We start from the raw sequence: 20,934 nt of genomic DNA, 5'->3' as shown, positions 1-20,934 counted from the left end.
CTGACTTCAATACTAGCGTGCATTGTTTGTCAGTAGTTATATTACAAAGAATTAGTAAATATCTTTACTTTAACTTATGTGCAATTTTCAAAGAACAATCTGAGATACTTGGTATCTCAAAATTAAACAGAGTAAATAACAACCAGAATTCGTGTATATTAAGTCTGAAATGCATCAGTGCTTAATAATTTCTCCATAGAAAGGAGGTGATCCAGCCGCAGGTTCTCCTACGGCTACCTTGTTACGACTTCACCCCAATCGCTGACCCTACCTTCGGTCACGCCTCCCTTACGGGTTAGCTCACAGACTTCGGGTATTGCCAACTCTCATGGTGTGACGGGCGGTGTGTACAAGGCCCGGGAACGTATTCACCGCGACATGCTGATTCGCGATTACTAGCAACTCCGGCTTCATGTAGGCGAGTTTCAGCCTACAATCCGAACTGGGACAAGTTTTTGAGATTTGCTCCACCTCACGGTCTTGCGTCTCTTGTACTTGCCATTGTAGCACGTGTGTAGCCCTAGACATAAGGGGCATGATGATTTGACGTCATCCCCACCTTCCTCCCGGTTAACCCGGGCAGTCTCGCTAGAGTGCTCAACTAAATGGTAGCAACTAACAATAAGGGTTGCGCTCGTTGCGGGACTTAACCCAACATCTCACGACACGAGCTGACGACAACCATGCACCACCTGTCTTCCTGTCGATACCAAAGGTACCGACTTCCCCGGTTAAGGGTAATTCAGGAGATGTCAAGTCTAGGTAAGGTTCTTCGCGTTGCTTCGAATTAAACCACATGCTCCGCTGCTTGTGCGGGCCCCCGTCAATTCCTTTGAGTTTTAATCTTGCGACCGTACTCCCCAGGCGGGATACTTATTGTGTTAACGGCGGCACGGAGGTGTTGAAACCCCCACACCTAGTATCCATCGTTTACGGCGTGGACTACCAGGGTATCTAATCCTGTTTGCTCCCCACGCTTTCGAGCCTCAGTGTCAGTTACAGTCCAGAAAGTCGCCTTCGCCACTGGTGTTCTTCCTAATCTCTACGCATTTCACCGCTACACTAGGAATTCCACTTTCCTCTCCTGCACTCTAGATATCCAGTTTGGAATGCAAAGACCCAAGTTAAGCCCGTGTATTTCACATCCCACTTAAACATCCACCTACGCTCCCTTTACGCCCAGTAAATCCGGACAACGCTTGCCACCTACGTATTACCGCGGTCGCTGGCACGTAGTTAGCCGTGGCTTCCTCCTTTGGGTACCGTCATTATCGTCCCCAAAGACAGAGCTTTACAACCCGAAGGCCTTCATCACTCACGCGGCGTTGCCGCATCAGGGTTTCCCCATTGTGCAATATTCCCCACTGCTGCCTCCCGTAGGAGTCTGGACCGTATCTCAGTTCCAATGTGGCCGATCACCCTCTCAGGTCGGCTACGCATCGTCGCCTTGGTGAGCCATTACCTCACCAACTAGCTAATGCGCCGCGGGTCCATCTTATAGCGGATTGCTTCCTTTGATTTTCATTTCATGCGAAACGAAAATGTTATGCGGTATTAATCTTCCTTTCGGAAGGCTATCCCCCTCTATAAGGCAGGTTACCCACGTGTTACTCACCCGTCCGCCGCTAAGAAAGTTCCAAAGAACTTTCTCCGCTCGACTTGCATGTGTTAGGCACGCCGCCAGCGTTCGTCCTGAGCCAGGATCAAACTCTCAATTTAAAGTTTAATCATAGCTTACTTACTTAGTAAGTCTTTTTTCAAAAGAATTGCTGGTTTAAGTCTAGTTTTAGACTTTGTTTATTTTACTCTGTTTAATTTTCAAAGACCAAGTTTGTTATGCTGCATTTCTGACAGCTCATTTATCTTACCACCGTAAGATTTCTTTGTCAACATACTTTTCAAATTTATTTTTTAATTTAATTAAAAAATCTAAACTTAAATTTCTGTGTTTTGTCGCTTTCTGTTCCAACGACATGACTAATAATATCATATAGCTATTCTTTAATATAAATATAATAGGTCCTAAGAGCTAACTACTTGTCCATAATTAAATATATCTCAGTTTTTCGACATTTTTCACCAATTGATACGCCTGGTACTGTATACATAAGATGGATTTATTCAGCTAATAAGCATATCTTTAGCTTTATCTCTTATCCTCAAGCCTGCTTATGTAGGTTACAAGATATAGCAGTTCTAATTGGATACTAGTATTAGGTTATATTTAATCTCAGTTTTAAAATAAGGCCAATGTGCAGGAACTGCTATATTAGCCAGCCATTAACCTAAGCTCCTTAAAGCATAGGTTGATTAGCCACCTAATCTAAAATACTTTAACAATCCTAAAAAATATATAAAAGCATTTTTTAATTAAAACTGTTCATATATTTTTTAGTTAGTCGCTTTGCCCTTCATCAAAATTATAGCCTTAACCTTCAAAACTTACGTTATTCTTACTTTTGTATTATCAGTATTAGTTTACTGGTATTACAAATTTTGAAAAGCAACATTTTTTTGATATTGCTCATAGCTTTTTAACGGTATAACCGACCGCCCACCACCCGCTTAGTAGGTGGTTTTCTTTAAACACTAAAGCACATAATAACAAAGACTCAATATGACCTTTATCATATCGAGTCCTTGTTATTGCTGTGTTATATGTTCTTGAATATACCTTTTAATTAGAAAACATAGATCATACTATTATACTTATTTTTGAGATACTTGGTGAAACTCTATATAATTGTTAAAGTATAAACCTTAGCTATAGATATCCTTTACGAAAACTTAATTTATATATGTTCGGTAATACCGGCTTCTTGGGATTATCGGGCATATATAAATTAATAGTTGAAGTTGAATACCTATATCATAAATATATAAGCTATAAATAAAATCTAGCTTGATATTAAAATTATACTATTAATAGTTAATAAAACTATCCTGTTTTTAAAATAGAATTTCTCTGAACAGATAGCATTAATAGCAGAATTATTATCTATTGATGTTTTATTAAGCATCTAGAATTATCCTACATTTGCTTTTGCCATGTGATCATTGTACCATTTCCCAAAAACAACTTTTATAGATGCAGCCAGAGGCACTGCTATAAGCATTCCTATTAGACCACCTACTTTTCCACCGATTAAAATAGCAAGCATTGTAAACACTGGATGTAGTCCTACACTGTCACCAACAATCTTAGGTGCAAGGAAGTTGTTGTCCACTTGCTGTACTCCGAGCATACCAATAGTTGCCCAAAGTGCTGTGATTGGTTGGCCACTAAGAAGAGCCATAATTATAGCTAAGATAGTTCCAACAAGAGGTCCTACATAAGGGATCATATTGCATAAACCAGCGATTATTCCTATTACAAAAGCATAGTCTATACCTAGTATTGCAAGGACTATAGCTGATAAAATACCTACCATAGCTGCTTCTAAAAGTTGGCCCCTTATATATTTGTTGAAGGTATCATTTAAGATTGCGAAGATCTCTCTTAACTTTATTCCAGCTTTACTTTTCCCAAAAATAAGATTAAATATCTTGTTCCAAATATCTAAAAAATACTCCGAATCTTGAACTAGATAAATACTTAGCACTAATGCTATAAAAAATGATGCTATATTACCACCCATAGAAATTATGAAGTTAGATATTCCCCCTATGCTTGCTACTATATAAGTTTGCACAGAACTAATTATTTGAGCAATCTTCTCATTCAAATCATTAGGTATTGATATATTAAGGCTTTGTAACTTTTCACTTATGTATCCTACAGACAAAGTTGAGCTATTCAAATACTCACTAAGATAGGACGCTATATTAGCTATAGTAGTATTGTTAGAAAGCTTGCCTCCTACCATTATATATATTCCAACCATTATTGCCACAAATACTCCAATAACTGCAGCATATACTATGATTATGCCTATGGTTCTTCTTGGAGCAGCCTTTTTGAATATATTTCTCTTTTCCAGGAACTTTTCAATAAAAGTAACCCCTGGTTTTAATAAATACGCAATAACCAGAGCTATTAATAATGGCTTAATTAGTACAAAGGTCTTACTAAGGGTACCAGTGACCATCATATAAATATTCATTATGTTGTTTAGTATAGCAATTGCTATATAAATCACTATTACTGTTGCAGCAACATATAAAGAGTATTGTAATAACTTTTTATCTAATTTCATCCGCACCTAACCTTCCTATTATTGATGTACCACTTCATGCTAAAACTTATATTTTGGATTGAAGTGGTACATCTATATAACGACTTTTTACATATAATTACTTTACATTATAATAAATGATTGAAGTGCGGTAAAGCTAAAATATTTAATAATAACTCCAATGAACAGCTTCTCTGCTAATTTCTTACTTAATTATAACTAAATAAAAAATGTATCTTAATCATTCTTTGATTTCTTATTTCTAAATAGTGATATTCCACCAAATCCACTGATTACAGCAGCATAAAAACCTAAATCATAAAACCATCCTGTGTTATTCACCTCGTATACCCTCAGATGCTTATTAAATAATCCTCCAACAAGAGATATTGGCGCTATCCAGCCATGCCAAATCCCTGAAAAGAAGCCTGCTGGCTTTGCTACTGTATGGCTTCCATCCCCTGGAATGCATCCTGTTAATAAAGCCAGTGCCCCTACAACCATTAATCCAATTATTAATATTTTTCTCTTCTTCATCGATTACTTTTAATGGAGAAGCTAAAATATTTCCCCATTAAAATCCCCCCTTCTTATTTTGTATTATTTTATATATTTTAGCTTAGTTATCACAGCCATTGGCTGGTGCTATATAGCTCCTAACTCTACCATTAATTTATATGTGCATGATGATCCCCAGAAGCCGGGATTATCTAATTGCCATAAGTCAGGATTTTATAACAAGTATAAATTAAGTTTTAATAAAGGTTCCCTATAGGTATCAAACTTCAACTACTAATTTATACATATCCAAAAAGCCACAAAAACCAGCGATTTTCCAACATTCATAACTTAAGTTTTCATAATAGAACCTGGTATATATATGTATCTCTTAATTTAAAATTTACGTTTCTAAATTGCCATCTCTGAAGCACGGTGAATTTTGAGAATAGATTAATAATGTTGAAGTTGTACATCTTTAATAATTAATATGCCATTGTAACTTTCTCTATGATATGTAAGCTATATAAAAACTTATTTCTATCTAAACTTTCAAAATGGATTGTCCAACTGAAAGAGTACATAATTTATCAAGCGCCCTATTACAAATAATAACATATAACACTCATTATTCCAATCAGCTCTCCACAATTCTGAATTGTCTTAATATTCTAGTAAAGAAAGAATCAAAAGCCTCCGAAAGTTATGTATACATCTAACATAAGACAAAGGAGAGTTTTATATGGGCTTTAACAAAGTTAAATTATCTAACAAGTTGATACTAGGTTTTTCTTTAATTATCCTGCTTTCAGTATTATCTTCAGCTCTAGCTATAGTCAGGCTAAACAGCATAACTAAGACTGTAAACACATTAGCCAATGTAGAAAACAAGAAGGTAACCTTATCTTATCAGATAAGAGGTAACATCAATAAAATGGCTATAAGTATAAGAAATCTATCTATAAGCGCAAGTGACAGCTATATGACAGAGCAGAAAAAAATAGTTGATGAAAATAAAGAATTATTCTACAAGAATTCAAAAAGTTTAGAGTCACTGCTATATTTAGAAAAAGGTAAGGCTTTGTTTAAAGATATCGAAACTAAAGCAGAACCAGCATTGGCTGCCTTTGATGCGGCAACTAAGCTTGGAATGACTGGAGCACTTACAACAGATCAGCTAGAAGCACTAATAAATACTATAGATAAGCCTCAAAATGAACTTGTAACTTCCATACAAACAATGATAGACTTTCAAAATGAATTAGTTCAAATAGATGCGGAAAAGGCAAGACAAACAGCAGTTTCTTCAACTAATCAGATGATCACACTATTAATTATAAGTATTGTAATCGGTATACTATCGACTGTTATGATAAGAAGAAGCATAGTGATACAAGTTAAAGAAGTTATGGATGCGTCTAAAAAACTTGCTGAAGGAGACTTAAATCTTCATATGGAGGCTGCAGCTAAGGATGAAATAGGTAATACTATTGAAGCCCTTAATGATGCAGTAGAAAAACTTAACTCCAGTATGGTATTGATAAAGAACGAAAGCGATAGCATTCTCCATAGCAGTGAAGTCAGTAATAATTTATTCCTAGAGGTAAGTTCACAAATCCAGCAAATATCTGCGGCAACAGAAGAAATATCCGCTGGAATGGAAGAATCCGCAGCTGCTGTTCAAGAAGTATCTTCTATGACTTCTAATTTTAAGGATGAGGTTTCGGACTCTTCAAGAAAAGCTGAGGAAGGCTTAAATATTGCTATGTCCATACAGAAAAAGGCTATATCCATCAATAAAGACTCCATAAACTCAAGGAATACTGCAGAAAACATATATAAGGAAACAAAACTTAATCTAGAAAATGCTCTAAATGAGGTAACTGTTGTCAATGAAATATCTGAAATGGCAAATAGTATTGACGCTATAGCTAAGCAGACTAACTTACTTGCTTTAAATGCAGCAATAGAATCAGCTAGAGCTGGAGAAGCTGGAAAAGGCTTTGCAGTAGTAGCAGATGAGGTTAGAAGACTAGCTGAGCAATCTTCCGTTGCGGTTTCAGAGATTCAAAACAAGGTTAATGCTGTATTAAACTCCGTAGGTAAGCTTTCAAATTCTTCTCAATCAATTCTAACCTTTATAGAAAAAGATGTTTTAAAGGATTATGAAAACCTAATTTTAATAAGTAATGAGTATAAGAAAGATGGAGATACTGTTAAAGATATAATCGAAAGATTGTCAGAGACTTCAAGAAGCATTTCCAATTCTATGGAGCAGATTTCAAGAAGTATGGATGACGTATCAATATCAGTATCAGAAGTGGCAAAATCATCTACAGATATAGCTTCAAATATTGTAGATGTAAGCGGCAAAAATGACTCAATTATGGCGTCCTCAGATAGTAATGCCGAAAGTGCTTTAAAACTTGACAATCTTATTAAACAATTTAAACTTAAATAGCCTGTGTTAAGATAGGTGTCATAGCTTATTTTTATGCCTATGAAAAAGTAAAAAACACTCATATAGGGAAATTAACTTCCCCCATATGAGTGTTTTTTTATATTCTAGCATACTTTATTAACTCTACTTAAAAAGTAACCAGTGATAAAATGCTTTTGTAGAATCTTATTAATTATTTATCTAAGCTTAATTAATTGTGGAGTATATATCCGAAAACTCAATACTAATTCTTTCAACATTAGACTGATTATCATAGGTAACTGGTTTATTGATTTCTCCCTCACTAAGAAATGCAGGAAGTGTAATTCTAAACTCTGTTCCTTCTCCAAATTTACTGCTCACTGCAATACTTCCTCCATGAAGCTCTACAAGTGATTTGACTAAAGATAATCCTATACCTGTACCTTGATTTTCTTTGCATAAAGGACCCTCGGCCTGTCTATATCTTTCAAATATAATATCAAGCTTATCACTTGGTATACCTGCTCCTGTATCCTTAACTATTATATCTACATATTCATCTCTATCTTCAAGAAATACCAATATATCATCGCCTTCTTTTGTAAACTTTATGGAGTTAGATAGTAAATTAAGCATTATTCTTTCAATCTTATCGTTGTCAAAAGCCATATATTTTTCTTCTATATCTGTATCGAAGATTATATTTACGCCCTTATTTTCACAATAACTAACAATGGATAATGTTACATCCTCCACAACCTTTACTATATCCCCATTACTTTTATTCAACTCAAAGAATCCTGAGTCAATCTTTGATAAATCTATCAAATTGTTGACTAATCTTAAAAGTCTATAACAATTTTGTTTTATACTTTTATGGTAACTCTCTACCTTTTTTTTGCAATCTACCACTGAAGCTTCAGTTCTATAAAAATCCAGTATTTGGGTTGCTCCTAATATTACATTTAAAGGTGTCCTAAGTTCATGAGATACATTAGCAAAATGTTCCGTTATAAGTCTATTTAATTCCAAGGTCTCTTCAAGCTTTCTACCTTTTTCCTCCATGTCCGAGGATAACTTTTCAAATCTTTTTTCTGTGCTCAGATCCCTAAAAACAAACATTATACAAGGCTCTGCCTGAAAGATAATATAGGCACTTTTAATCTGTACATCTACATAATTGCCTTGAGCTGTTACTATCTTAATGTTCTTATGTTCTCCTCCCTTTTTACTTTCTAACACTTTTATAACTTCTCTTCTTGCATGGGCAATATCTTCTTTGGGAAGAAAACTTTCAATTTCCATTCCAACTAGCTCTTCTGCATTATTAAGCCCAAATAGCTTGGCGGCAGTGTAGTTAGCAAAAAGATGCTTCTTCTCATTTGCTATTAAAATAGCATCGTTAGAGTCCTCAATTAAAAGCTTATAACATTCATCACTTTTTATCATGGCTTCTTCAAAAAACTTCTTTTGGTTATTTTCTAGCTCTAATTCATTGTTAGCTTGTACTAGAGCTGAACAGACCTTACGATAAGGTTCTCTTAAGCCTACCTTTAACACAGCCTTATAAAGCATATAAAAAGCTAATACTCTAAGTATAAAGGCTGTTATGTGCTCTATGCTGTTAGGATCAATATATAAGGTAAATAATATTTCATTAATTATTCTTAATATTATATATGCCTCTATAAATGTAACTAGTTTCTTGTTAGAATAGTTTTTAGATTTATGTATTACTACAAGACTTATAAAATATATAAGAATTACAACATATCTGCTTATTTTTCCAAACAAGGTATAACCTGTTCCATCTATATAGCAAACAGGAAATCTCCTTAATCCATAGATTTCAATTAGGCTTAATACCAAAACTCCACTATAAATAAATATTATAAGCTTTATATTTGCATCTTTAATACCTTTATAGAGCAATATACTAGCAATTAATACAGTTGCCCCACCAAAATACCTTGATACAATCCAAAGGATTTCAGCTAGATTGGATGGATTAAGCCCAAAAACACCAATATTTAGATGTGCTGATAGATGCAGCATATCTAATATTCCCACAACTCCATAGCCAACACCTAGAACCATAAAAAAATCATCCTTTGCAATCTCATAAGTAGCCATTGCAAAAAGTAGTATACAAAAGCATACCACTATACCTAGTGTCATGATCATTGTATGAAAAAACATATTATCAATTTTGGCTATTGGGCTAAGGACTATTATTGCTAAAATGACTAATAATAAGTATTTAATCGCTTCTCTAAATATAATATTTTTAGAGTTTTCTTCATCAGTGTCACCTACGTTATTATTCATTTTTATCACCTACATTTATAAACCTTTAATTTTTATATAGATATATAGTTTCTATGATATAAAGCTAAATTTATAATTTCATTTACTACTGCGAAGAATTTTACATCTACTTATATGTTTTATTTTGGACTGATATATCTATAAATAGAGCATACAATCACGCCTTAAAGCATGTTTATATAAAAGTACTTATTATTCATTCCCCCTAAATTATTATGCATTTTACTCAAAGACTAATGTTTCTATACTCAAAGACATTTATATGGAAATTATACCATAATGTTACTAAATTTTCATTATTTAATTATAATCTTGTTTATTTTATTATTATGAAATTCAGCCTGTATAAATCTTCCATACCTATTCTATATTACAATCCAGTTATAGCTTAATTTATATAAGTAAGTATTAAATTTTTCTCTTGTTACACTTTGTATTTGATATATGTGGAACCAACTTCAACTATTAATTTATGCATGCATCACAAATCCCCAGAGCCCGCGATTCTCAAACATACATAACTTAATTCTTCGTAATGGAACCCAATATATTCTTCACAGCTAGAAGTCTTAGGCATACTTAAAACTGAAGTTTTACAAAACCTATTAATTACGAGTCCCACACGTAACTTTAAACCATAAACTTTCTTATAAATTGATAATTCCATATATAATTTAAATTACAATTTGAGCTTCTTTAGGACAAGTTTAAATACTAACTTTCGAAAATCAGAAAGTATTGCTCCAATAATGAATATATGGATTTTCAAGAGAATATATTTTAATTGTTAAGGTGGTGAAAAAATGGTCAATGAGTCTATGCATAGCTCCGATTTTCAAAATATTCATTGGTTACAAGATCACATATACCAGATACTAAAATACTATTATCCTAGGTGTATGGATTACGAAAATGGAGGCTATTTTAATTATTTTCTTGATGACGGAACTATTGGCGACTTGGAGAATAAACATCTTATTGAAACCTCTAAATTTATCTACATCTTTAGCATAGGTGCAATTTTAGATCCTAAGTCCTCCTGGTGTACTAAAGCTGCAGAACATGGCTTGAAGTTTTTGCAAGAATTTCATCTAGATAAAAAGAATGGTGGTTACTTTTGGAAACTAAAAGCACAAAATCCTTGTGACTCCACCAAATATGCTTACGGACAGGGCTTTGTACTTCTCGCTGCCTCTAAAGCCTATGAAGCTGGCATACTCTGGGCTAAAGATATAATTGAATATGTTTATGAACTACTAGAAGAAAAGTTTTGGGAGGAACAATACGAATTATACGCTGATGAAGCCAGTGACGACTTCTCAAAGCTTTCTAAATATAGAGGGCAAAGTTCTAATATGCAAATATGCGAAGCTATGATAGCCGCTTATGAAGCAACCTCGGATAAAAAATTTCTTAAAAAATCCTTCGAACTATGTAGAGCGGTTACCTCAAAACTAACACCAAAGTCTGGCGGACTTATCTGGGAACACTATGATGAAAATTGGAACATAAATTGGGACTATAAAGAGCTGGATGAAAATAAAATTTTTCTTCATCCTGAAGGCTTTATACCAGGGCACTCTATTCAGTGGAGCAAACTTCTATTGATGCTGAAACGAAATTTTCCACAAGAATGGATGGGCCAAAAAGCTGAGTATCTATATAACACCTCGATGTCAAAAGCTGTAGACAACGAATATGGCGGACTCTTTTATTCTTTAGCTAGAAACAATTCTGTTATAGATTCAGATAAATATTACTATGTGATGGCAGAAACCCTTGGTGCCTCTGCACTTTTAGCAGCCGACAGCAAGGAAGCCTATTACTGGAACGTCTACACCTATATCTTCACCTATTGTCAGACCTTTTTTATAGATAGTACCCATGGCTGTTGGTACGAAAAGCTCAGTAGAAAGAATGAGAAGTATAAAGATTTGAAAAATATCACTCCAACAAGAGACTACCACCCTATTGCGGCCTGCTATGAAGCTATCAAAGCTCTTAGGTCTATTGAAGAAGAATAAATAAAAGACTTTGTTAAAATCCCCATTTGAAATTAAAAATGTTCAATCCAATGATGCTTAAACTCAGAATAAAGCTTTTCATCAATCTACGAAGTTTTATTTTGGTAAACTTTAACACGAAGTAGTTTACCTATAGCTCATGCACATAATTAATATAAACATATCATATTCTATGGCTAATAATTTAAACTCACTGAAGCTAGTTTCTTCAGTGAGTTTTTTATAAAGATCATAAACATGTACCGCTTCAATATTTAAACTCAGGATAAAGCTTTCAATAACTCTTCAAAATTTTATTAAAATAAATTTTGATACTAAACTTTATTTTAATTTAATAAATTATAAGACGAAGTAGTATGTCTATAGTTATATTGCTTGGGTTAAAACACATCTTATTATTTATTATTCCACCTGCCAAGCCTTCTAAAACAACAAAAAAGTTTTAGAAAAATTTTTTTGATAAAATCTTGACAAATTAATCCAGTAGGAATATATTAATACTGTACCAAGTCAGTATACATTAGGAGATGCAAGATGAAAATAACACAAGAAGCAGATTATGGATTACGTGTTGTATTATATTTATCAAAACTAGAGAATGGTGCAAAAATAAATGCTGCAGTTATCGCTGAGCATGAGGGACTTCCCTTAAGATTTTTATTAAAGCTTCTAAGAAAGCTTATAGCCAAAGGAATTATAAGATCCTACAGAGGTGTAGCTGGCGGTTATTCTCTAAACAAACTTCCTGAAGAAATAACTCTAAAGGATGTTATCGAAGCAATTGATGGACCTATATATGTAAACCGCTGTATCATTGATCCAGCCTATTGCAATGCCCAGAAAGGTAATAGGTGCGAGATTCATAGAGCCCTTGGTGAAATACAGACAAGTCTTATAAAACAGTTGTCAGATATTAATTTTAAAGCCTTAAAGGATGGGACCTATAAACTCCCAGTTTAAAAAGTAAACACAGCAAATTATTAGCCTTTTTGACTTTTTTAATTTGCAGCTGGCAAGGAAATAGCTTTTTGCTATGTAAGCTATACGACTATTTTAAACTCTAAGGAATCGGTAGTTTTAGAGCCATAAACTTTGTATTTTTTAGATAAAATTCTACTGAGGCTACTTTCTTCAGTATGTTTTTATAAGTATCTGCCTTTCCCAAAGTACTATGATGTAAATCGGACAGGCCAATAAATTTTATTTTCAAATTATATGAAAAAGCTAACACAATCCTCAGAAATTACAAGGTTTAGCTAGCTAAAAATCTTATATTTTCAAAACAGTAAATAAGATGTACCACTTCATTGCCCACCTCTTACTATTCACAAAAAAGAGGATTTGAAAAAGTCATTTTCAATAAGAAGTGCTACATCATATATTATAAATTAAAAGTATACCATTTTGGTTAACATTGAGGAGGTATTATTAATGTCTAGTTGTGGAAATTGTACAATTTGTAGCAGTGCTGATAAGGTGCTTGAAAACTTTATCGCAAATACTGAGGTAGAAACCTCTCATCACAGAGTTAAGGATCAAAGCGTAAAGTGCGGCTTTGGTAAACAAGGTGTTTGCTGCCGTCTATGTGCAAATGGCCCATGTCGTATTACACCTAAGGCTCCTCGTGGAGTATGTGGCGCTACCGCTGATACTATAGTAGCTCGTAACTTCTTAAGAACAGTTGCAGCAGGTGCCGGCTGTTATTTGCATGTAGTTGAAACTACAGCATTAAACTTAAAGAAAACTGGAGAAAACAAAGATAAGATTAAAGGTGTAAATGCCCTAAATCACCTTGCTGAGATATTTAACATAGAAGAATCAGATATGCACAAGAAAGCAATACTTATAGCTGATGCTGTATTAAAAGATCTATACAAACCAAGATATGAAAAGATGGACCTAACTGAGAAAATGGCTTACGGTCCTAGATTTAAAAAATGGCAGGAGCTTAATATTCTTCCTGGCGGAGCTAAGTCAGAGGTTTTTGACGCAGTAGTTAAGTCCTCTACTAACCTAAGCAGTGATCCTGTAGATATGATGTTGAACTGCTTAAACCTAGGAATATCAACTGGTCTATACGGTCTTACTTTAACTAACTTATTAAACGACGTTATGTTAGGTGAACCTGTTATACGTCAAGCAAAAGTTGGCTTTAAGGTTGTTGATACTGACTATATAAACATAATGGTTACTGGTCATCAACACTCAGTTATTGCTCACTTACAGGACAGACTTTTAGACGAGGATATAGTTTCAAAGGCTAAAGCTGCTGGTGCTAAAGGCTTCAAGCTGGTAGGCTGTACCTGCGTAGGTCAAGACTTACAGCTTAGAGGTGAACACTACAAGGATGTATTCTCTGGACATGCTGGAAACAACTTTACTAGTGAATCCTTAATCTCTACAGGAAGCATTGATATAATACTTTCAGAGTTTAACTGTACTCTTCCTGGAATCGAACCAATTGCTGAAGAGTTTGAAGTAAAGATGATCTGTCTTGATGACGTTGCTAAGAAAGCTAATGCTGATTACATCAACTATACTTATGAAGACAGAGAAAAGATAACTGATACCATAATTGAAGAAGCTGTTAAGAGCTATTCAAGCAGAAGAAAGAATGTTGGAATAAACTTGCCTGTAGATCACGGTCATGATGATGTTATAACTGGTGTAAGTGAAACTTCTTTAAGAGAATTCTTAGGTGGTACTTGGAAGCCTCTAGTTGACTTAATAGCAAGTGGTAAGATCAAAGGGGTAGCTGGTGTTGTAGGCTGCTCAAATCTAACAGCTAAAGGCCACGATATCTTTACAGTAGAACTTACAAAGGAACTTATCAAGAGAGATATCATAGTACTTTCTGCTGGATGTTCAAGCGGAGGATTGGAAAACGTAGGCTTAATGTCTCCTTCTGCTGCTAGTCTTGCTGGAGATAACTTAAGAGAGGTTTGTGAATCCCTTGGAATTCCTCCAGTATTAAACTTTGGACCATGTCTTGCTATAGGAAGACTTGAAATTGTTGCTTCAGAGCTTGCAGCATTCTTAAATATAGATATACCACAATTGCCATTAGTGCTTTCTGCTCCACAATGGTTAGAAGAACAAGCTTTAGCTGATGGTGCTTTCGGACTTGCTTTAGGACTACCTCTACACCTTGCAATCCCACCATTCATCACTGGAAGCGAAGTTGTTACTAAGCTATTAACTGAAGATTTAAAAGATATTACTGGTGGTCAATTAATCCTTGAAGATGATGTAGTTAAAGCTGCTGATAGACTTGAAGAAATAATTATTAATAGAAGAACTGGTCTAGGCTTAGCCTAAGAAAGTTTTAGGAGGACGATGCTATGAGAAGAATAATCATAGATAAGGCCTTATGTGAAGGGTGCTTAAATTGCACCCTTGCATGTATGGCTGAACACAATGAAACTAGTAAATCAGTAATGGACCTAAATCTTCATGACAGTAAGAATGGAAGCAGAAATCATATTGTATTAGATGAAAACGGTAAACCTACTCCAATCTTTTGCAGACACTGCGATGAGCCAGAATGTGTCAATGCTTGTATGAGTGGCGCTATGACAAAGGATCCAGTTACAGGAGTTGTATCCTATGACGAAAAGCAATGTGCTTCTTGCTACATGTGTGTTATTTCCTGCCCTTACGGAGTGCTTAAATCCGCTGATGACTCTAGAGTTATATTAAAATGTGATTTATGTAATGGCCGTGAAGTTCCAAGATGTGTTGAAAGCTGCCCTACAGGTGCTATTCAGCTTTGTATGGAGGTGTAGTCTTATGAAATATGTAATAATAGGTGCCAGTGCTTCAGGTATAAATGCTGCCAAAACTTTAAGAAATTTAGATTTAACTTCTGATATAACTGTTATCTCTAAAGATGTAAACGTATATTCTAGATGCATGCTTCATCATCTAATAAGCGGTGAAAGAAATCTAGATAGACTTTCCTTTGTGGAAAAGGACTTTTTTGAAAAAAACAACGTAAACTGGCTTAAAGGCCTAGATGTAAAAGACCTTAATACTGCTACTAAGACACTTGTATTAAGTGACGGACAAACTATTAGCTATGATAAGTTACTTATAGCTTCTGGTGCTTCTGCTTCTATACCTCCTATAAAGAATTTAAGAGAAGCTACCAACGTGCATCCTTTGAGAAATATAGAAGACGCTATCTCTATAAAAGAAAGCTGCAAGCCTCAAGATAACGTTGTAATAATAGGTGCTGGACTAGTTGGTATAGATGCTGCAGTTGGTCTTATAGAAAAGAAGGTAAATATTCATCTAGTAGAAATGGCAGATAGAATACTTCCTCTTCAGTTAGACAAAAAAGCAGCAGTAAAATATGAAAAGCTACTAAAGGATAATAACGTTACCCTTCATCTTAGCTCCTCTGCAAAAGAAGTAGTACTTAATGAAAAAGGAGAAGCAACAGGATTAATAATAAACGATAATGAGCTTATTCCCTGCAGTACTATTGTTGTAGCCGCTGGAGTAAGACCAAATATAGACTTCTTAAAGAATTCTAATATCAACTGTGATAGAGGAATATTAATTGATGAATTCTGTAGAACAAATATTGAAGATATTTATGCAGCTGGAGATGTTACAGCATTATCCCCTATCTGGCCTGTAGCTGTAAGACAAGGAAAGACTGCTGCTTCAAACATGGCTGGAAAGGAAATTTCCTGCAAGGATAACTTTGCTTTCCTCAACTCAATGAACTTCCTAGGTCTTCAAGCTGCCTCCATAGGAATAGCCAACGCTCCTGACGACAGCTATGACATAAATACCTTAGAAACCAAGAATGTATACAAGAAAATAATCCATAAAGATGGTGTAATCTACGGTGCTTTACTTGTGGGAGATCTATCCTACTGTGGAGTCTTAACCTATCTTATAAAAAACAAGATAGACGTGTCCCACATTAAGAAGAACTTATTTGACTTAAACTTCGCTGATTTTTATGGAACTAAAGAAAATGGTGAATACACTTATGCTATATAAAATTCGTATTTGTTAAAATGCAGTTTTGAAACTAAGTGTTCAAGTATACCAGGCTTTGATGACATTTCATAAACAATTAACATGCTTTCACCATATCCACTTAAATTTAAAAATATTATTTGACATAGACTAAGACTTAAATAAAAGCTGATAGTAATATATAAACTTACTATCAGCTTTTTCTATTTTATATTTATATTAAGAACATATTCCTTATTTCTTTGTACATTCACCAACATATCATTGATTGCAAATTTATGTTTTACCAATTACCCTCTTTTTAAGTTTCACTTTTCTAGTTAGGACTTTGATGTCCTTTATTATATATAGTGGTTCATTCCTTATATTCAAAATAAATATCTATGATGCTTCGTTTTTAAATTTATATTTTCAAATTCTTTTCTCAGACGCCTGAGGAGCTTAAAAATAAATTTCTGATCAAATTAATTCATCTTAATAAACTCTTTAATTTTTTGGAATAATTATGATCTTCAAATATAAATGTAAAACAAACTTGACATTACAAATGGAATTAATTACAATAATAATGTAAAGTGCATTTTACATAGAAAGAGTGATTATATGAAAAACCATATAAAAGAGTTAAGAGAAGCGCAGAACTTAACCCAAGATGATTTAGCCAAATTAGTAGAAACCTCAAGACAAACTATAATTTCATTAGAAAAAGGAAAATATAATCCGTCAATCATCCTAGCTTATAGAATATCAAAAGTATTTAATAAAATAATTGAAGAAGTGTTTTGCTTTGAATAGGAGGATTTAACATGGAAGATAATAATCAAAAGAAGTCAGATTCAATATTAGTTGGTGCAATAGTATGGACGATACTATTTTTGAGCATTGGATTTTTTAAGTTGATTTTTACAAAAGAAATAGACTTACTTGCCTTTTTATTAGGTTCTTGCTCTCTTATATTTTTAATTTATTTATTAAAGAAAACAAAATCAAATCAGAATGAAAGATATGAAGATGAGAGAAAACATTACTTAAGCGAAAAATCTTCAAGCATTAGTTATGAAGTCATATTTCTCGTAATTGTTGTACTATCAGCCTTAGTTAGAAGTGGAAAGCTTGTAATAGGTGCTGCTGATGTACTTTTAATTATATTATGTAGTGCGTTAATAATAAAATTTATTGCTTATCTGTCAGTATCAACGATTAAATTAATTTATGTTTAGAAAATCTTCTTAAATTGATTTTTTCTTTTTCAGAAAATTAAGAAAATATCTTTATTCCGATAATTTTAAAAATAATATCTTAGGTTGCTTTGCAACCAATAAAATTTTTTCTATTTTTTTGTTCCATAGTCTTTCTTTTTATCATCACCTTTGTTAAAATTATATTGTTATAGGTCGCGTATTTTTATATGTTGATTTAATCGTGATATATCTTCAGATATTAGAGGTTCTCGTCGAAAAGATTCTAATATTCTTGAAGATATTTCTTTTATACCAACTTTTAATTCTCTTATTGCTACGCTACCTTTTTCTAACAGTTGTCTTAATATGTCTGATATCTGTATTAATAAATAGTGGTTTTTCATAGCTTGATAATTTAAACAACAAGCATGCTCTATGTCATATCTTATATTCTTCTGGTTATTAAAGCCTTCATTTTCAATTTTCCACCTACTTCTACCAGCAGATACAATTTTGAACGCATTTCTTTTGGTAATCTGTATATTCGTAACAAAAACAAAGTTTTTGGTCGTTTTTTCACGGCTGTCTTTATCTTTAGATTTCTTAAAAATTGTCTCAGTAAAATCTACGGTATTAATAAATCTATGTTTATATGAGACTTCATTAATATAAGTTGCATCCCAACTAAACTCTTGTTTTTCAAAAGCCAATGTAGAAGTAATTTCGTTGTTTTCAAAGCTTTTTATAACCTGAATTTCTTCCCAGAGAGTTTTGGCTCTTCCTTCTTTAAATCTAAAGATAAATTCCCAATTATACTCATCACATAATTCATAAATCGGTTCACAAGCATAAAGACTATCCCCTAGAAGACAGATATTTAGCTTTCTAAACTTGTATTTTAATTTTTTCATTAGCCTTTTAGTCGCATTTATTTCACAATCCTGTTTGCTGACGCTCTCGTCCTCATTTTCAACAAATTCAGTTAATATACTAAATACCATATCTCCTAAGACTAACTTTGCTTCTAAAACCGTATGATAGTATACAGTTTTTTTCTACTTCTCCAGTTTCTTTATTTTTATATTCTTTTTTAAACAGTGATCACAATGCCTTTCGTTAAAAGAATATAGTTGTGAACCATCAATGGCAATACACCAGTATTTATCCATCAATCTATATTTCTCTAATGATCTTTTCTGAAAAGTTCTCTTATCATGTAGTCTCTAATTTTTTCTAATTCACTTACTTCTAACTCTTTTAGAAAGTTATTAATTGTATCATAATGTGGTATTTCTTCTAAAGAATCATATCCTAATGACGTTTAATATTTTCTATTACGGCGTCATTATTAAAATCTTTTGTCATTTTGTTCATGCTTACTATGCCTGAAACATTTTTCATTATTACCGTAAATAGTATTATTTCTGGTGTATAAGTAACATAATTCTGATTTCTTTTGTCTTTTACAATTGCTAATTTTTTATTTAGATCTTTAAAAAAGTGGTTTTTAATTTTCGAAAATTCTCCGAAATAATTTATTTCATTCTCTTTTTTTCTCTTTTGTTTTCTTGTCATTTTATCCATATTTCATCCCCGCAAACGTAGTAAATTAGGCACTTTCCCTTATTATATTATACCATATTTTATTACATTTTTGGGTGTTTTTAACTCGAAATATATTTACTCCTTAATGCTGGCTTATCTGTTTTGTAGATATAAGTACTAAATAGTTCCTATAAATGTACCCATTCACTACAAAATTTATATTTTCAAAATCCCCTCTAAAACCACAGAGGAGATTTTGAAATAGATTTTACAACTCTGTTATCTAATAATAAAGTTTCGTAATAAATACCCCTCAATTGAAAATGCTCTCTATAGATGTACAGCCTAATTAACTATATGTATTTTCAAACATAGAGTCTTGAAAAAGGCTTTTGACTATTTGTATCACCTCTTGTATATCACCAACATTTATTTAAAACATATAATGGTCTAAGAAAACTCAACAAAAATATGAGTTAAATATAATGAACCTGATATAATAAAAGTATCAAAAGAAAGCAGGTTTTCATTATGAGAAAAAGAACATTCACACCAGAATTCAAAGCTAAAGTAATAATAGAGCTACTAAAAGGCGAAAAGGAGTTGAGCCAGCTGGCAAGTGAACACGAGATTGCTCCAAACCAGTTGCGTAACTGGAAGAGCGAATTCCTCGAAAACGCCGCCAATGCCTTTGATAATAAAAAGGATGAAAAGCTTAAAGAAAGCCTTAAATCAAGCGAAGCGGAGAAGGATGATCTATATAAGAAAGTTGGTCAGTTAACTACGCAGGTTGATTGGCTCAAAAAAATCTGAAGAACTCTTTGGACCTGATTGGGAGAGTAAATTTACTCCGCGCCCAAAAGATAGCAAGGAACTCCCTTTATCCACAGTAGCTGAATTACTGGACGTAAACCGTACCAGTGCATACTACAAGAGTAAAAGTCCGTCTGAAACAGAATTAGCTATAAAAGACTCCATAGATAGAATGCACACTGACAACCCATCCTGGGGCTCCAGGGCAGATTTCAAAGCATTTGCGGCATAAGGATTCGATATAGGTAGATTGAAGACTCGCAGGTACATGCAGGATATGGACATACATGCGATCTACCCTAAACCCAACCTGTCCAAGCCTGCTAAAGGACACAAGATATACCCTTATCTTCTTAGGAATGTGGATATTGTAAGGCCGAATCAATCATGGTCTATCGATATAACCTACATCCGCCTCAAACATGGTTTTGTCTATCTGACAGCCATTATCGACTGGCACAGTCGTCTCATCGTAGGCTGGGAGCTGGACGATACGTTATCCACAAATATGGTTAAAAGCGCTCTTGAAAAAGCCTTTTCTGTTGCTAAACCTGAAACATTGAACTCTGATCAAGGCGGTAATTCACAGGTCATGAGTATATTAGCTTTGTGGAAAACCATAGAGTCAAAATTAGCATGGATGGTAAGAGCAGATGGGCAGACAATATCATGATTGAACGCTGGTTCCGCACGCTCAAATATGACGAAGTCTACCTGAAGGACTATGTTAACATAAGAGATGCCCGTAAGCAGATTGGTGATTTTATCCACAGCTACAATTTTGAAAAGCTCCACTCTGCACTTGGCTATCAAACTCCGGCAGAAAACTACTATCCTGTGCTACTTGGTATTACTGCATAGTGCAACTACATAATGGTAAAATATGGTTCATTGTAAACTTAAATATTTTTGTCTTGACAATCGAGCCACTATAACATTCATATATACATTAA

Annotated in this window: 17 protein-coding genes and 1 rRNA gene; 12 read left to right on the top strand and 6 right to left on the bottom strand. The window is 33.7% G+C overall.

From position 1 onward, the window contains the following. Positions 1–199: 199 nt before the first annotated feature. The 3 genes from C1I91_RS10800 to C1I91_RS10790 all read right to left on the bottom strand — a co-directional run bounded on the left by C1I91_RS10800 (position 200) and on the right by C1I91_RS10790 (position 4,712). Positions 200–1,719, bottom strand: a 16S ribosomal RNA gene (locus C1I91_RS10800). Between the two features lie 1,307 nt (positions 1,720–3,026). Beyond that, positions 3,027–4,202, bottom strand: coding sequence for an AI-2E family transporter (locus C1I91_RS10795; protein WP_420808455.1), 1,176 nt, complete (start codon positions 4,200–4,202; stop codon positions 3,027–3,029). A 210-nt stretch (positions 4,203–4,412) separates the two neighbouring features. After that, positions 4,413–4,712 (bottom strand): hypothetical protein, encoded by a 300-nt coding sequence (locus C1I91_RS10790; RefSeq protein ID WP_128212897.1) that lies wholly within the window; start codon positions 4,710–4,712, stop codon positions 4,413–4,415. Positions 4,713–5,415: 703 nt separating this feature from the next. Here C1I91_RS10790 and C1I91_RS10785 point away from each other — a divergent pair. Next, positions 5,416–7,134, top strand: coding sequence for a methyl-accepting chemotaxis protein (locus tag C1I91_RS10785; protein WP_128212896.1), 1,719 nt, complete (start codon positions 5,416–5,418; stop codon positions 7,132–7,134). A 186-nt stretch (positions 7,135–7,320) separates the two neighbouring features. Here the strand turns inward: C1I91_RS10785 and C1I91_RS10780 are convergent, their stop codons facing one another. Beyond that, entirely contained in the window at positions 7,321–9,423 is a 2,103-nt protein-coding gene (locus tag C1I91_RS10780) for a sensor histidine kinase (protein WP_128212895.1), read from the bottom strand. An 803-nt stretch (positions 9,424–10,226) separates the two neighbouring features. On the opposite strand from C1I91_RS10780, the gene C1I91_RS10775 reads away from it, so the two are divergent. The 7 genes from C1I91_RS10775 to C1I91_RS10745 all read left to right on the top strand — a co-directional run bounded on the left by C1I91_RS10775 (position 10,227) and on the right by C1I91_RS10745 (position 17,662). Further along, the gene (locus C1I91_RS10775) at positions 10,227–11,447 is read left to right on the top strand and encodes an AGE family epimerase/isomerase (RefSeq protein ID WP_128212894.1); all 1,221 of its coding nucleotides are present in this window, start codon (positions 10,227–10,229) and stop codon (positions 11,445–11,447) included. 534 nt (positions 11,448–11,981) lie between these two features. Further along, complete coding sequence (locus C1I91_RS10770) at positions 11,982–12,407, top strand: RrF2 family transcriptional regulator (protein ID WP_128212893.1); 426 nt, start codon at positions 11,982–11,984, stop codon at positions 12,405–12,407. Between the two features lie 471 nt (positions 12,408–12,878). After that, on the top strand, positions 12,879–14,765 hold the full coding sequence (gene cooS, locus C1I91_RS10765; protein ID WP_128212892.1) for an anaerobic carbon-monoxide dehydrogenase catalytic subunit: 1,887 nt from the start codon (positions 12,879–12,881) through the stop codon (positions 14,763–14,765). A 23-nt stretch (positions 14,766–14,788) separates the two neighbouring features. Beyond that, entirely contained in the window at positions 14,789–15,232 is a 444-nt protein-coding gene (locus C1I91_RS10760) for a 4Fe-4S dicluster domain-containing protein (RefSeq protein WP_128212891.1), read from the top strand. 4 nt (positions 15,233–15,236) lie between these two features. Then, positions 15,237–16,463, top strand: a complete 1,227-nt coding sequence (locus tag C1I91_RS10755) for an NAD(P)/FAD-dependent oxidoreductase (RefSeq protein ID WP_128212890.1) — start codon at positions 15,237–15,239, stop codon at positions 16,461–16,463. A 582-nt stretch (positions 16,464–17,045) separates the two neighbouring features. Further along, positions 17,046–17,237, top strand: coding sequence for a helix-turn-helix transcriptional regulator (locus tag C1I91_RS10750; RefSeq protein WP_128212889.1), 192 nt, complete (start codon positions 17,046–17,048; stop codon positions 17,235–17,237). A gap of 11 nt (positions 17,238–17,248) precedes the next feature. Next, positions 17,249–17,662 (top strand): DUF2178 domain-containing protein, encoded by a 414-nt coding sequence (locus C1I91_RS10745; protein ID WP_128212888.1) that lies wholly within the window; start codon positions 17,249–17,251, stop codon positions 17,660–17,662. Positions 17,663–17,829: 167 nt separating this feature from the next. Here the strand turns inward: C1I91_RS10745 and C1I91_RS28560 are convergent, their stop codons facing one another. Then, positions 17,830–18,624 (bottom strand): transposase, encoded by a 795-nt coding sequence (locus tag C1I91_RS28560; protein WP_205694303.1) that lies wholly within the window; start codon positions 18,622–18,624, stop codon positions 17,830–17,832. Positions 18,625–18,934: 310 nt separating this feature from the next. Further along, complete coding sequence (locus tag C1I91_RS28555) at positions 18,935–19,207, bottom strand: hypothetical protein (protein ID WP_205694302.1); 273 nt, start codon at positions 19,205–19,207, stop codon at positions 18,935–18,937. A gap of 492 nt (positions 19,208–19,699) precedes the next feature. Between C1I91_RS28555 and C1I91_RS28810 the strand changes: the two genes are divergently transcribed. From C1I91_RS28810 to C1I91_RS28795, 4 genes are read left to right on the top strand one after another with little or no spacing between them, the layout of a single operon-like run. Continuing rightward, complete coding sequence (locus tag C1I91_RS28810) at positions 19,700–19,981, top strand: transposase (protein WP_238475825.1); 282 nt, start codon at positions 19,700–19,702, stop codon at positions 19,979–19,981. Next, a complete protein-coding gene (locus tag C1I91_RS28805; protein ID WP_238475964.1) occupies positions 19,959–20,213 on the top strand; it encodes a hypothetical protein in 255 nt (84 codons plus the stop codon). The genes C1I91_RS28810 and C1I91_RS28805 overlap by 23 nt, the downstream gene beginning before the upstream one ends. A 36-nt stretch (positions 20,214–20,249) precedes the next feature. After that, a complete protein-coding gene (locus C1I91_RS28800) occupies positions 20,250–20,654 on the top strand; it encodes a DDE-type integrase/transposase/recombinase (RefSeq protein ID WP_338032605.1) in 405 nt (134 codons plus the stop codon). Then, positions 20,651–20,842 carry an integrase core domain-containing protein gene (locus C1I91_RS28795; protein WP_238475963.1) on the top strand — a complete coding sequence of 64 codons (192 nt, stop codon included), beginning with the start codon at positions 20,651–20,653 and terminating at the stop codon, positions 20,840–20,842. The genes C1I91_RS28800 and C1I91_RS28795 overlap by 4 nt, the downstream gene beginning before the upstream one ends. The last annotated feature ends 92 nt before the right edge of the window (positions 20,843–20,934 follow it).

It is taken from the genome of Clostridium manihotivorum, assembly GCF_004015185.1.
Classification (GTDB): Bacteria; Bacillota; Clostridia; order Clostridiales; family Clostridiaceae; genus Clostridium_AR; species Clostridium_AR manihotivorum.
The sequence above is the reverse complement of the archived record's forward strand: the minus strand, read 5'-3'. Positions and strand labels throughout refer to the sequence as shown.